Source organism: Cellvibrio sp. (assembly GCF_053579595.1).
Map to the genome: position 1 here is coordinate 1 of NZ_JBRFPI010000082.1, position 13,956 is coordinate 13,956.

General features: G+C 46.8%; 12 protein-coding genes and 2 pseudogenes. 5 read left to right on the forward strand and 9 right to left on the reverse strand.

Annotated elements, in window-relative coordinates:
• Nucleotides 1-282, forward strand: a pseudogene (locus ACWA6V_RS07230) (hypothetical protein); the annotation flags it as partial.
• Nucleotides 283-306: 24 nt separating this feature from the next.
• Here the strand turns inward: ACWA6V_RS07230 and ACWA6V_RS07235 are convergent.
• On the reverse strand, nt 307-1,515 hold the full coding sequence (locus ACWA6V_RS07235; protein ID WP_449521847.1) for a sugar efflux transporter: 1,209 nt from the start codon (nt 1,513-1,515) through the stop codon (nt 307-309).
• A 185-nt stretch (nt 1,516-1,700) separates the two neighbouring features.
• Here ACWA6V_RS07235 and ACWA6V_RS07240 point away from each other — a divergent pair, with 185 nt between their 5' ends.
• Together ACWA6V_RS07240 and ylqF are read left to right on the forward strand one after the other, a co-directional pair.
• Nucleotides 1,701-2,018: a hypothetical protein gene (locus ACWA6V_RS07240; RefSeq protein ID WP_449521848.1), complete on the forward strand. Its 318-nt coding sequence runs from the start codon at nt 1,701-1,703 to the stop codon at nt 2,016-2,018.
• Nucleotides 2,019-2,039: 21 nt separating this feature from the next.
• A complete protein-coding gene (gene ylqF, locus ACWA6V_RS07245; RefSeq protein WP_449521849.1) occupies nt 2,040-2,978 on the forward strand; it encodes a ribosome biogenesis GTPase YlqF in 939 nt (312 codons plus the stop codon).
• Between the two features lie 41 nt (nt 2,979-3,019).
• Here the strand turns inward: ylqF and ACWA6V_RS07250 are convergent, their stop codons facing one another.
• The 8 genes and pseudogenes from ACWA6V_RS07250 to ACWA6V_RS07285 form a co-directional block, all read right to left on the reverse strand.
• Nucleotides 3,020-3,955 carry a YidC/Oxa1 family insertase periplasmic-domain containing protein gene (locus ACWA6V_RS07250; RefSeq protein ID WP_449521850.1) on the reverse strand — a complete coding sequence of 312 codons (936 nt, stop codon included), beginning with the start codon at nt 3,953-3,955 and terminating at the stop codon, nt 3,020-3,022.
• 138 nt (nt 3,956-4,093) lie between these two features.
• Nucleotides 4,094-4,975: a thioredoxin gene (trxA, locus tag ACWA6V_RS07255; protein ID WP_449521851.1), complete on the reverse strand. Its 882-nt coding sequence runs from the start codon at nt 4,973-4,975 to the stop codon at nt 4,094-4,096.
• Between the two features lie 308 nt (nt 4,976-5,283).
• Nucleotides 5,284-5,463 (reverse strand): annotated as a pseudogene (locus tag ACWA6V_RS07260) (DUF1330 domain-containing protein); the annotation flags it as partial.
• 332 nt (nt 5,464-5,795) lie between these two features.
• Nucleotides 5,796-6,608, reverse strand: a complete 813-nt coding sequence (locus tag ACWA6V_RS07265; protein WP_449521852.1) for a hypothetical protein — start codon at nt 6,606-6,608, stop codon at nt 5,796-5,798.
• A gap of 115 nt (nt 6,609-6,723) precedes the next feature.
• A complete protein-coding gene (locus tag ACWA6V_RS07270) occupies nt 6,724-7,356 on the reverse strand; it encodes an HAD family hydrolase (protein ID WP_449521853.1) in 633 nt (210 codons plus the stop codon).
• Nucleotides 7,357-7,468: 112 nt separating this feature from the next.
• Complete coding sequence (tcmP, locus tag ACWA6V_RS07275) at nt 7,469-8,629, reverse strand: three-Cys-motif partner protein TcmP (protein ID WP_449521854.1); 1,161 nt, start codon at nt 8,627-8,629, stop codon at nt 7,469-7,471.
• A 19-nt stretch (nt 8,630-8,648) separates the two neighbouring features.
• On the reverse strand, nt 8,649-9,917 hold the full coding sequence (locus ACWA6V_RS07280; protein WP_449521855.1) for a three-Cys-motif partner protein TcmP: 1,269 nt from the start codon (nt 9,915-9,917) through the stop codon (nt 8,649-8,651).
• Nucleotides 9,918-9,941: 24 nt separating this feature from the next.
• A complete protein-coding gene (locus tag ACWA6V_RS07285) occupies nt 9,942-10,685 on the reverse strand; it encodes a phage Gp37/Gp68 family protein (RefSeq protein ID WP_449521856.1) in 744 nt (247 codons plus the stop codon).
• 927 nt (nt 10,686-11,612) lie between these two features.
• On the opposite strand from ACWA6V_RS07285, the gene ACWA6V_RS07290 reads away from it, so the two are divergent.
• Together ACWA6V_RS07290 and ACWA6V_RS07295 are read left to right on the forward strand one after the other, a co-directional pair.
• Entirely contained in the window at nt 11,613-12,857 is a 1,245-nt protein-coding gene (locus ACWA6V_RS07290) for an efflux RND transporter periplasmic adaptor subunit (RefSeq protein ID WP_449521857.1), read from the forward strand.
• On the forward strand, nt 12,850-13,956 hold a 1,107-nt coding region (locus tag ACWA6V_RS07295), incomplete at its 3' end, for an efflux RND transporter permease subunit (RefSeq protein WP_449521858.1). The genes ACWA6V_RS07290 and ACWA6V_RS07295, both read left to right, overlap by 8 nt.

Genomic DNA, 13,956 nt, shown 5'->3' on the forward strand with positions numbered 1-13,956 from the left:
CGACCACTCGCCAAAGCGAGTGGTGAAAATCCTTTTCTGCCACAACATATTCGCGAGCGTTTACACGGCAACAATCCTCCGCCACTCTTTGAATACGAAACCGCAAAAAAAATCATCAGTTCCACCAAAAATATTGCACACAAAACCAACAAGCCGCGTCAATATTTAGTAGAAGAAGTGATGCTGAGCATGATGCCGCAAATAGAGCGCGAGCTGCGCCATAGATTATTTGCAATGAGCGTAGAGGATCTGGAGAAATTATTAAATGAAGATGAAGACTGAAGCAGCGATTTAGTAATCGCCACTTCAGTTGTTAAGGACCGCTAATTCACGCGAACTTTTTACTTGTCCAAATACCCAAATAGCGACAAACACCAGCAGAATATTGACCAAAAACACTTGGTGATACCCATAGTAATCTGCCACCCATCCCACCATTAAACTACTCAATAAATTTCCGATATGGGTGGTATTGGTATAAAGCGCAGAAGCGCCACCGGAGCGCCCCGGCATTAAATCCTGAATCACCGATACACCCAATCCCGCCAATACCCCGATAAAAATCGCATTAAAAATTTGCAGCACAAATAAGTGCCACAACTCACTCGCAAAATAAACGCCGATATACAAAAGCAGAGCCGCTACACCCGCACAGCGAATTAGATTAATTAAACGAAACCGGCTGGCATAATGCCCAGCCAATAACATAAACGGAACTTCCAGCGCGGCGGTAGTGCCCATCACCCAGCCCATCCACTGCGCATCGATATGCAAATTATCCTTGAGATGAATGGGTAAACTAATGAGATAGGCATTGTTCACACCCCACATCAACGAAAACGCAATCGCACACAACCATACTGACTGTCTAATTGCCGGCGATAAAGATGGCAGCGTCAGTTGTTCGCCGGCTGCATTAACCGGCTTATTTTTCTTGGGTAACCGCGGCAATAATTTAAAACTGGCAACAGCAACTACCACATACAAAATCGCCGCAATACCGTAACTCACATCAAAACCAAAATAAGTCGCCAATAAAAAACCCGCGGGCGGCCCTGCTACCCAGGCAAATGCAATCTGTGCCCGCATGATGGCGTTGAACATAGGAATGCGCTCAACCGGAATCGCGGCCTCGGCGTAATCCAGGCTGTACGCCATAATTTGCGAGAAAGACACCATCGACAAACTGAGTAAAAAAATTGCGGTAAATGCCACCAGCCAATAATTGCGCGATAACGCGAAAATCAAACAAGAAAGTGTTCCTAGTAAACAGCAAAAAGCCACCAACGGACGACGGTCTGTCAGCTTGTCTGACCAATGCCCCAGCCAATGATTGTAGGCAATACTGGCCAAGGCGATGCCCGCAAACGCTAAACCCACCAACAGCGGGCGCACGCCAATTTCTTTGGCAAGAAATAAACTAAACGTCGGCAGCACCAATGCCCCCACCACGCCGGCAGTAAAAAATAACAGGTATAAGCCCAATGCAATGGGGCGAAATAAGGGAGAGGACACAGAATTTACCGCAGGGAAAAGACGAAACCGCATCATAGCTGAAACCGGTTACCGCCAAAATGGGGAGTTATGAGTATTAATGCTTCTTAACAGCGACATGGTGGATATGCCCCGAGTTTATTAAGGGTGATCAGAGCGCGCTTTCTGTATAATCGCTACAATTGCACCCGAGGACAGAACCCATCATGCAATGCATCAGCATTCAAATCCAACCCAAATACAGCCGCGAATTTAACCGCGACGAGTTTTTGCAGCGCGTGCGCGCCATTCGTTCTCCGGAAGTGGATGCGATTGAAGAGAAAGGTAAACTCTATCTGAGCTTTAATTTTTTCACCGAGTTTCCTGCCCCGCTGTGGCAAGCACTTAACGAGGCCTTGTACAAAGACGCCAACTACGCCGCAACTATTGCACCGGTTTCGGTGGTGATTTGCGAAGGCGAATCCGATGATGAATGCTTGTTGTTGCATCATTTCGATTCCAGTGAGCAACTGGATACGCTTTAAAATTTTCTTTTTGAGTAAAACATGTCAACAATTAATTGGTTTCCCGGCCACATGCACAAGGCCCGCAAAGAAATTGCGGAAGTCATGCCACACGTGGATGTGGTCATTGAAGTTATCGATGCCCGCATCCCTTTCTCCAGTGAAAATCCTCTGGTGCCGAGTTTGCGTGGCGACACACCACTAATTAAATTGCTCAACAAAGCGGATTTGGCCGACCCGGCGATTACTGCACTCTGGGTTGAAAAAATGGAACAGGAAGCGGGCGTAAAAGCGCTGCCAGTGAGCCAACAACGCCCCGACCAAATCCGCAACTTATTAAATGTGTGCACCAGTTTAGTCAGCGAACGCCAGCGCGATGTGCGACCTGCACGCGCGATGATTATGGGCATTCCCAACGTCGGTAAATCCACCATCATCAACACCCTTGCCGGACGCGTTATTGCCAAAACCGGTAACGAAGCTGGCGTGACCAAAGCGCAACAAAAAATCAAATTGGAAAACGGTATCTTATTAACCGATACACCCGGATTTTTGTGGCCGAAATTATCACCGCCCTCTTGCGGCTACCGCCTGGCAATTACCGGGGCGATAAAAGATACAGTGTTTGATTACGCTGACATTGCACTCTATGCCGCTGAGTATTTATTAAAAGCCTATCCGGATGCGCTAAAAAAACGTTATGGCTTGGATGAATTGCCAGAATCAGATGTGGAGTTACTGGATGCTATCGGCATAAAACGCGGCTGTACCCGTAAGGGTGGCGGAGTAGAAATCCAGAAAGTATCGTCAATACTGATCACCGAATTGCGCGCAGGATTACTCGGGTCGATCAGCTGGGAAACACCCGAAATGACGCAACTGGAAGTGGCAACAGCCAAAGCAGAAGATGAGAAAAAACGCATAGAAAAAGAAGAAGCTGATCGAATCCGCCGTTTAAAAACCAAAAAAAATCGCCGCTAAGCGGCGATTTTTTACATCAAAATTTCAATCGCAATATCCCTTTACAGCAAGCTGCGGACATAAGTTGCCAGCGCGGCTGGCTCAGGATCTTTAGCTAAATCCTCAGGCAATTTTTTCACATGCCAAATCACCGTCCACTCTAAATGCTCACCCGGTGCCAAAGCCACTGATGCTCCCTGCTGCTTCATCTCAATAAAAATATGTTCAACGTGGGTGAATAATTCTATCTCACGCTCGCCGGGAGCAATTGCTGCAGGTGGATTATCGGTAAACTCTTTAACCAACAAATAACCTTTATCAACATAGGCAACCCAACCCTCTTTGCCATCTTGCATAACTTTGTGGTGGTCAGTGCGAATTTTTTTTGCGTCGTAGTGATACCAAGTCAAGTCATCAATGTTTTGCACATCCAAAGGATAAAAAATACCGCTGATGGGATCAGTATCACCACGGGGATAGAACAAATCGCCCGACGGCGGCAAACGTGTCACCTCTAATGGCGCCACATTTTTTTCATGGTCACTGTGATTGGTGATGCGATAAGTAACCGAGATACGGTCATCGCCCGCAGGCATATAGGTTTTGGTAAATTGGTAGCCGGTTTTTTTATCTATATCACTTGTTAACACCAAGCGGTCTTCCTGTGAATCCAAGGTGTAGGGTTTACTATCCAAGGTATCAACAGGAGGCCAACTCCACTCTGATTGTGGACTTGACCAGAAGACCGTACCCCAATCAGTGATTTGATCCGGATCAGCAATGCCCACCAATATTTCATGACCATTGTATTTAAGCGAGGAAACACGCGCGGCAACTTTGGGCATTATCTCCATACTGATATTGCCCTGCTTGATAAACAGGCGCGAACCATCCTGCTTGCAAAATACCGGCAGTTGCTCCGCCTGCTTGGACTTGCCACACCCGAACAAAGCCATGGAGATGGCAAGGAATGCGATCAGGGAATAGCATTTACTCATTGTGTATCATAATCCTCTAGCAGCATGGTGGCCGCCACTAAGGTCAGGCCCTCTTGGGGCGCTCACATTACGTTTTTTTTACAGATGTCCCAGTGTAACCACTTTTAGTGGCAGCGACCATTTACCACGAGGTAAAGCCTAGTAAAGCAAAGTAAATAACTTGCGCTGAAATTCAATCGCCAGCGGGTCAGCCTTGCCCAGTGCCGCGATAATTGCAGTAAAGGTTTTACGTGCTTCCCCCTCGGCAAAATTACGCTCTGTACGAATAATTTCCAACAAATGTTCCAGTGCCGGCCGATATTGGGATTCCTGATGATATTGCAGCGCCAATTGATAGCGCACGGTTAAATCCTGCGGTGACCGGGAATATGCCTCTTCCAGGGCAGCCAGCTCCGGTGTTATGGCCGCTTGTTTTTTCAGCGCGATTTGCGCCGTTAGTTGTTCGTAATGCGCATCCTGATCGACCATTTTAATTGTTGATAAAATCGCCTCTGCATTATCAATTCGATTGAGTTCCATATGACATTGCGCCATCAAGAGCGCAATGCTTGCCAATTGTTGCGATGCATCATGTGCCTCACGCAACAATGGCAGTGCATCGGTAAAATTGCCTGCAGCCATCAGCGCCTGTGCTTGGTTAAGCGGTGCCTCCCAAGGCTTTGGCAAATATTTGGCCAGTAATTCACGCACTTGTACTTCGGGTAAGGCGCCCGTAAAACCATCAATTGGCTGGCCATTTTGCATAATCATCACCGTGGGCAAACTACGCACACCAAATTGCGATGAAATCATTTGCTGCTCATCAGCATTGACTTTTGCCAGTAAAAAAGCACCAGCATATTCATTGGCGAGTTTTTCCAAAATCGGCATTAAATTTTTACAAGGGCCACACCAGTCCGCCCAAAAATCAATCACCACCGGGCGATTAAAGGATTCATCTATGGTTATATAAGCTTTCCTCAGTGTAACCAAAGGTAAACTTATGATTTTATTAATAATTTTAGTGGTTACATTTTTCATATATTTTCCGTTAAAGTGATTGGCAAAAAGGATCAACAAGCTGGGGGGTTAACGTCAAAACCCCCGATTTAACCTTAAGCAATTACCGCACAATCTGCGTTCATGCCGCTCGTTGAGATGCTGGTTTAGCAACACCAAAGCTAAATGTGGTCTGGCCCGCTTAAATCTTCGGGTTATAAAAGGAGACACTTGAAGAACGCCTTTCATACTGCATCCGGAATCACTTCGGCTCTCACCTCAAACGTACCTGCGATGGAAAAAGAAAACATTACGAATGCAACATTATTTGCGCTCGGTGATATTTAGCTCTATGTGCCGATCAGTTGGAATTGCGAGAGCATGCCGGCATCACGTAGAGAAATTAATGCCTGATAATCCGGTGAATAATACCAGCCTATAGCCTGTTCCCTCGTAGGAAATGCCAGGATGCCTTGCATTTCATAATCGGTGTCCCCGGACAGCTTTTCTAACATGCCTTTGACCAAAAAATTCGCCGCTGTGCTTGGCCAGTGTGGCCGTCACTGAGGCGGCATATTGTTGTAGCTTCTCCTTATCGGTTGGGGTGAAATTAACAGGACATAGGCGGGCATTTTGAATCTCCTGCAGTTTGTATGTTGACCATTTGGCTGACGCACAAAGGATTATCAGAGTCTATAAAAAGACACCCCAAAGTTGCCTATGTCGTTCGGCCTACGTATCCAGAATCACTTCAACTCGCGCTTCGAACCACCTTACGCGATTACCATCTAGGATGCGCTCAATCTCATCTGGTCAGTCATGCCGCGATGTGAATTGTGAAACCAACATCCAGCAATAACAATTAATTCGGGCAATTACCATTACATAGACCTTTTTCTCTATGCCGTAAATTTTTTACATAGCCGCTATCAACCAGCTCTTCAACGCTCAGCTTTAGACAAACATTGACGAGATCTGCCATTGCTGAGTCACTCAAACTGAAGCTTTTAGAGAAATACAAACTAGGCGTGCTTTTTAGTTCAGCTATCATCGATAACATTGCTCTGACGAAATCTGCTTTTGATGATCGAGTTGAGGATGTTGCCGCCTCTGTTCTTGGATCTGTTGCGTAGATTTCGGCTGCTTCGGCGTCATCGCCTATTTCCTTAATCACTGCCGGAAGATAAGGCCAATATTTAAGGTCAAATTGACCCGCTAATGCCTGAAGAGGCTCAGCCAAGAAACTCCGAAACTGATAGTTATCACGAGAAGCTTCTTTGATCACATTTGCAATGTGATGATGGGTATTTGAAGTAAATGGATGCTGGTTTTCACGGGTGGATCGCTCCTCTAATAAATCGGCAAGATCTTTCGCCAGAGTGCTGATTTTTCTATTCACATCGATTAGCCGGTTTCGCGTTGCGCGCATCTCAATTGCATTTTCTGGTGACCAGAACGAGAGAGTACCCACCAATTGATCGAGGAATTGTGCTCTTTGTTGGGCTGACAGCACCGAGAGTTCGTCATAAACGTTCTTCATCGCTGCGCTTTGGGTGAGTAAATAATTGATAGTGATGACATCGGTTGGCCAAATACTCTTTTCAATGTTGTAATTTCTGCTGGCGATCAGAATGGCTTCGCACTCTTCGGTCATATTTTCGAGGGTGGCTGTCATTGCGGCTCCTGACGTTAATGAGTTCAGGGTTAACGTAAATCAGCCTGTTGAGGTTGTCGGTACCTCAAATTCAATTTTTTCGGATGCTTTGAGATACCGCGCAAATGCCATGTCATCATTGGGCCATTTGATTAGTCAGCAACCGTACTTCTGTTAATGAAGTAATGCTATTACGACCTGGCGGCTGGCTTCTGACCAAGTGTTTTGCTCGAAATCCGAATTGGATAGGCCCCTCATAGTCGGCCAGCGATGTATCACCAATGAAGATGATTTGCTCTGGCGCTAAGCCAGTACCCGTTACAATCGATTCGTAGATTTCTCTGTCAGGCTTTATTGCTCCAATTTCATAGCTGAGGTGCCGGGCGAAGTTGAATTGCGGCAATAGCTTGTCAATCACTACGCCGTAGGGTTTTGCCAAATTAGAGCAAATGGCCAGAGGAATTTCTTGGTTGGCCAATGCATCAAGGGTTGGTAAGACATCATCAAAGAGAGTTAGGCTGGCTAACTCTTCCTGAATTTCCTGATGTAATTGTGCGAGCATGTTGGCGGGTGGAAAAATCCCAAGTGTTGCCAGCATTTCAGCACAATCCTTGTCTGCCGTCATAAGTCTACGTGCGTCATTTGGTTGTGGGCTGCGCCCCTGTTCCCTTGCCCAAAGTAGAATTTTTCGGAAAGGATGATGCTTGATCCCAAACTGAACCAGTGTTCCATAGAGATCAAAAACAATTAATGCCGGTGATGTATTCATTGTGAATTCCGCAGCTGGTTTTTAGAGCGAACTCCATTTTGAGGCTAACTAAGCCTATCTCAATATGATCCATAGCAAACAAATTTAGTTATGCTTGGTGATGGAGAATCGTTTACTCGTCTGATAGTTGCCATCGTTCGCTCTTTTGCGGGCAGTCAGGCTGTATGAATTTCGTTCTGCGCTTACTAACATCAGCATCGACGTTTAATACCGCCTTACTATCAAGCAACTCCTTCATTGCCTGCTGAAAGTCAGTTGGATAAAGGTCACTCTCTTCCAAAAATGTAGCGAAACGTTCGTGATCAATTAATAAGGGTGTGCGTGTTAGTTTTTTTAGCAAAAATACTTTTGCGGAAAGGCGATTGTCAGTTGCAGGAATACACTGTGTTACGTCACCCTCAGCCGCAAATAAGTCAGTAATAGGTGCAGCGTCAAACTGTTTTAGCAGCAAAGTTTCGTTATGCGTTATACGCTGCACGGAGATCATTTTCTCCGCCGCTTCCTTAAAGACAATGATACCTTTCGGATGTCGCGTCAGGTAAACAAGAAAGTAAAGTAATTTATTGGTGCCGGGTCGATTGATAGGGATATACGTAGACCTACCGAGATAAATCGAGTTTATATTCTTTTGATACTGGGAAAGAAATGCCCGCTGGCGATCAAAAACTGTTTCACAGCCATTATAATTAGGTTTTGCACCCAACAGTTCAATCATGTCCGGATCATGTTTTTCGATGCCAGTAGCTCTGTTGGCAAAGTCGTACATTAGGTTGATAAGAAATTCTGTTTTGGGTCGCTCTAATAACAACCTCATTGTCGTTGCACCAATAATATTTTTCCAGCCTTTAGGGTCAACAAAAAAGAAGGTGAAATGATCTTGCGTCCATTCGACTATATGAGGGATCTGTTTGGTGTAATCACCATGCATACAAGCGACGGTAATAGCAGGATCTCGATGTTTATCTAAAAATGCCTGCAGACGTGAAAATGCCTCATTGTCTTTTTCTATATAAAGCGCTCTGAACTTAACATCTCTTTTAAACGTTTTTTTGAAAATGGCTACACTTTTTCCCATTTGCGCGATAGATATACCAATAGATGTATCTGTTAACGCTTCATTTTCATCTGACCAAGGACCAGCAAAACAATCCACATAGTTAATAACAATTTCAGACTGACCAATAATCATGAAAAGACGTTCAAGATACGTCTTCAATATGGTGTGCTTTAAAAAGGCTTGGGGTCTACCAATATATTCCTGAGGCAAAAGCACTAATTATCTCCTTATGTAATTAAAAAAACAGTTGTTTTTGATTGTATTTGAGGATATCGGAAGGTCCAATCTGGTTAGCACTTCGGCGAGTACCGCCATCTTTTGTTACAATCATTAATTCTTTATTGTCTATAGAAGACTGAAGTGCAGCTTTGATTTCTATTGTTGAGGCGGGCGTTAAGCTACCGATATTGTCGGTCAGCTGTGAAAATGGCATTTGTACATTGCAATTGTCCAATAGACGGGGAATGGATTCTGACAGGCGCTCAATACAGCGCTCTTTTGCTTTTGATCCAAAATCGAATGCCTCTCCAAAATCAAGAGTGATTTGGCCTGCTGTTTGAGTAGCTTGGTAGCCCAGTGTAAATATACCTTCACCCAAATGATGTTCAAACCCTGCACTGGTATTAGAATGTTTCCAATGAAGGCTCATCATGACATCCCGAGCAATAAATTTTTGCGATAAATGCACCAACCAATAGCACCACCCTTTTTTAGGCTTTATAAAAAACAACGTCATGTGGTTTGCGCCAGATCCTTTTAGAATGGCATTTGCCAACTGCTCTTGAATAGCGTGTTGCCACATACCTGCCTCCTTAAAAAGCGCCAGCCGATTCCAGTCGATATATTGTGAAAGATTGATATTTTCGAGTGCTTTTTTATTAGTCGAATTCTCTGCCAGAAAACTTTGCAGAGTGTCGAAATTAAAGGTCAAAATAACCTCGCTGGCGGTACTAGAAAAAATATTTCTAATAATGCTGAACGGAACATCTTTATAGGCATATTGATCAAGAATAAAAATAGCACGCATACCCTTATTGCGCTGTTGAATTCGCTTGATCACATCAGTAGCTACTTGATCAAATTTTTTGTTGTACAGGTGTATTTTTGAATCAAGTAAATGCGCAAATTCCGACAAGTGTAATTCTTGCCGCAGGAAGTCGAGATGGGGAGCATCTTTTTCAATGAAATGATACTCGGCATCAATAGAACGAGGCTTCCGTCTACCGATATTGAGTAGTGCTTCCGCCTCTTGGATTGATTTCAAGATCAGAAAAGGAGAACCATCGGTTGTCTCATTGCGATTAAATGCGCGGTATTTTCCTCCACCAGCAAAGCCATCTACAACGGTGAGTGGCAATCGCTCAATCGTAGCATTTGCCATATACACCTCAACATAGCGCTTTAAATAATCGGCTATGATGAGATGTTTAGTTTCGCTATGTTCGTCAAGTTGCGGAAGTTCTGATCCAATTTCCCAATCATATTTTTTATTTTTATGGCTCACACGGAGTTTCCTTTTCCTATTATTTTAAATGGCAACGGCTGGAATCATGTCCCACACTTGGCCTTGTAATTGTCGGCCATTAGCACCTTTTGTTCGCTTGACACCGTCTTGCCCCCAGGAACCCCATTGCTTAAAGAAGAAATCAATTTCATTGCGCTGACACTGATCACGTAATTTTAGTACCCAAGATTCTTCCATCGGCCTGGCTTTAACACCCGATTCACCGCCAACAATAACCCAATGGATACCCTTGAGAGAAAAGCGCCCCAGATCCTCTAATAAAGGCTCAATTGACAGAAAACGGGTTTTCGCCTTAATAGCCTGTAGATAACCGATCCGAGGAATTCCGTACTTTTTATCCTCGACAGAAACACCCAGCCACGCATTATCAGGTACCTGTCTAGTCTGGAAGTAATCATTCATTCTTTCCGCACGTTTGGTGAGGATTTGATAAGCATGTTGTGGCGTCGCACGGATAGTGTCAAATATGCGATCAATAAAATCATAAGGCACCGCCTCATGAAATAAATCGCTCATGGAGTTTACGAAATAGATAGTCGGTTTCTTGCGATGCAGTGGCTGATCCAATCGCTCATACATCAGCGTGATGGTGTTAAAGCCATTTTCGTAACCCGGAGCTCCCATTGCTTTCAATCGCTTTGCCATTACCTCCGCGTAGCAATATTTGCATCCGGGAGAAATCTTGGTGCAGCCCGTAACCGGATTCCATGTTTGTTCGGTCCATTCAATTTTACTGTTTGTAGCCATGTTAATTCTCCATGTAGCTTGTCAGTGTAGTTGTCCGCAACGGGATCATCAATTGGCGTGTAATGGCGTGTTACTCGGGCCACGAAAGCTGACTTAAAGCATCAAAAACTGTTTTACCGTTAATTCGGTTCTTTCTTCAACCAGGAGCTGGCAATATCCGACAGCAATTGCAAGCTTACCGAGTATCCACCCCAAATTCTCAATGGTTTGTGCTGCGGATTCTCTTGCGCCAGAAGTGCCATGAAAATGAGGTTCTCTCACGTTATCCGATTTCTCGCCGACATTGTTCCACTTGAGGCAACTCTCGAGGAACATCTGCAAGTTGTGTTGTTAATTGGGTATTGTCATTGTTGCTTTAGGTAATGCTGGATTATCCAAAGATTGACCATTATAAATAGACCGAAAGCAGTACATATGGTCGATTCATTGCTTCATGGGGATTTAGGTAATGCCAAATCAAACTTATAAAGCTACAATCGGATCATGACTCTATCCACTGCCATGGTTGTACTAATTCTCAGTATTCTGCTGCCTCTGCAGGTGATGGCAGGCGCGTTGTTGACTGTATCACCTTGTGCGATGGAAATTAAAATGGGCGACACGGATAGCAACTACATCATGCCGTGCTGCCCGGACGAGACCGAGCTGAGTAACACCAACTCCTGTAAAACAATTAAAACTTGTCACCTCTGTAAAACGCCAGGCCAGATTTATCTTCCTGCCACAACCATTTTTACCTCGCTTACAGATCTCTCCCTATTGGCCAAGCCACCTTTAACTCGCCCCGCCGACATAAATCCCGCCAGTATCTGGCGCCCCCCAAGCTTTTCCTGATCGACATTAATAGCACCGCTTGAGTCAACAAGGGGCTAGGCCTCTACACGGCTTTTCAGGCGGACGATTTTTATCGTCTTTCAGGAATTTTTTATGCAACCTCAGTCCCTACGCCTGTGGGCACCTATTGCGATAGGCTCCCTTGCACTTGGCATTGCCATTGGTGCGAATTTAACTTCTAGCCACAAGACACATACTCCCGCTGCAGAAGCCGCCGATCAAACAACCAAAGTGCTCTATTGGTACGACCCCATGGTGCCCGACCAGCATTTTGATCAGCCGGGGCCATCGCCGTTTATGGATATGGAGCTTGTGCCAAAATACGCCGAACCGGCCACCAGCGCAGCGGGGCTAAGCATCAACCCAGCGCTGGTGCAAAACCTGGGCATGCGCAAAACCAAAGTGCAGCGTCTGCCAATACACAGCGAATTGGAATTGGTCGGGCAACTACAGTTTAACCAGCGCAACCAAGCGATAGTGCAATTACGCGCGGCCGGTTTTGTGGAAAAAACCTGGCCGCTAGCGGAGGGTGATCAGGTCAGCGCCGGTCAGCCGCTTGCCGAATTCGACATTCCCGAATGGTTGGATGCGCAAAACGAGCTGCTCTCCCAGCCCATTGACCAAAACCCCAACTTGTTGGCGACTTTGCGCGCCCGCTTGCAACTACTGGGCATGCCCGATGCCTTGATTACCAAGGTGGAAAAAACCCGCCAACCCGTGACTCGTCTCACCTTCACCTCACCCATCGCCGGGGTGATTGACATGCTGGAGGTTAAAACCGGTATGGCATTGGCCAGCGGCGCGACTCTGGCAAAGATCAATAATCTGGACAGCCTCTGGCTGGAAGCCGCTATTCCTGAAGCGCAGGCAAACCGCCTGCGCGCTGGCGACAGTGCCAGGTTCTACCCCACCAATGCCGCTGACCCGGTGCTGACCGGCCACCTGGAATACTTGCTGCCCACCGTGAATGCAGATACCCGCACCCTGACCGCGCGCATGCTGCTGGATAACCCCGAAGGACGCCTCAAACCCGGCACCAGCGGGCGCGTGATCCTGCAATCATCCACCCGGGAAACCGGGTTGTTTGTGCCTACTGAAGCAGTCATCCGCACCGGCAAACGGGTGCTGGTGATGGTGGCCGAACCCGACGGTAGTTTTATGCCGGTAGTGGTGATCACAGGTCATGAACAAGGCTCCCACACCCGCATCTTGCAGGGCTTACATGAAGATCAGGAAGTAGTCGCGAGCGGCCAATTTCTGTTGGATTCCGAAGCCTCCTTTTTGGGTATAGCACCAACAGCGGCGGAGAATACGATGGAGAACCACAACCATGATTAGCCGTTTGATCCATTGGTCTGTCGCCAACCGGGTATTGATACTCTTGGCCTCACTGCTGCTCACCGGCTGGGGCATTTGGGCGGTAAAAACCACACCGATTGACGCCCTGCCCGACTTGTCGGATGTGCAAGTCATTATCCGCACCAGCCTGCAGGGGCAAGCGCCAGAGCTGGTGGAGAATCAAGTAACTTACCCCCTGGCCAGTAAAATGCTCTCGGTTCCTGGCGCCAAAACCGTGCGCGGTTATTCAATGTATGGCGATAGTTTTGTATATGTGCTGTTTGAGGATGGCACCGACCTTTACTGGGCGCGCTCCCGGGTATTGGAATCCTTAAGCCAGCTGCAGGGGCAACTCCCAGCCAACGCCACACCGGCACTGGGGCCGGACGCCACCGGTGTAGGCTGGATATTCCAGTACGCCCTGGCCGATAAAACCGGCCAGCAGGACATCGCCCAACTGCGGGCACTGCAGGATTGGTTTTTACGCTTTGAATTGGCGCCGCTGCCCGATGTAGCCGAAGTCGCTGCGGTGGGCGGAATGGTCAAACAATTCCAGGTAGTGCTCGACCCACTTCGGCTGGCAGCCCATAACCTGTCCCATGAAGTGGTGATTGCCGCAATAAAGCAAGCCAATCAGGAAACTGGCGGCGGTGTTGTTGAACTGGGTGAAGCGGAATTGATGATCCGTGCCAGCGGTTATTTGCGCAGGCTGGAGGATTTCAAATCTATCCCCCTGAAATTAGTCGATAACATCCCCGTTACCCTCGCCGACGTCGCCCATATCCAACTTGGGCCGGAGATGCGCCGGGGCATTGCGGAGCTGGACGGTGAAGGTGAAGTAGCGGGCGGTATTGTGGTCATGCGCTCCGGCGGCAATGCCCGCGCCACTATCGCGGCAGTTAAGGAAAAACTCGCCCAACTCCAAAACGGCTTGCCTGCAGGCGTTGAAATCATCACCACCTACGACCGCAGCTTGCTGATCGACCGTGCCGTGGCCAACTTAACCAGTAAATTGCTGGAAGAGTTTTTGGTGGTAGCGCTGGTCTGCGCCCTCTTCCTGTGGCATTGGCGCTCCGCGCTGGTCGCGATTGTTGCGCTG